Genomic DNA, 374 nt, shown 5'->3' on the forward strand with positions numbered 1-374 from the left:
GGGTTACGGAAGAAGTGGCCGGGGTGCTTGACCGCCGCCTGCAGCACCACGCCGTGGGTATGTCCGCGGCCACAGCCCACCAGAAAGCCCATCGTATCCATCAGCGACAGCGGACCCCGGGCAATGGAGGGAAGCTCTTCGCCTTCCTGCACGTCCTCCCAGTACCGAACGTTGGCCCCGCGGATATTGTTGGGCTCATCGAGAATGGCCTGGTCGATACGATCGCGCTCCTCTTCGGTGTAGTTGTGCTGCTTGATGTCGTCGTACTTGCCGGCATCGCGGGCTGCCTTGCGTTCGTGACGCGTGCAGGTTCCCAGGGCGCGGGCCACCAGCTCGCCGCGCTGGTTGTAGTAGCTGGCTTCGACGTACTGCAG

Annotated in this window: 1 protein-coding gene; it reads right to left on the reverse strand. The window is 63.9% G+C overall.

What is annotated here, in order from left to right:
• Positions 1 to 374: hypothetical protein (locus tag ACGLWX_RS18345; protein ID WP_396241908.1), on the reverse strand; the 374-nt coding region annotated here is incomplete at both ends.

Source organism: Halomonas sp. HMF6819, assembly GCF_044335525.1.
Taxonomy (GTDB): domain Bacteria; phylum Pseudomonadota; class Gammaproteobacteria; order Pseudomonadales; family Halomonadaceae; genus Vreelandella.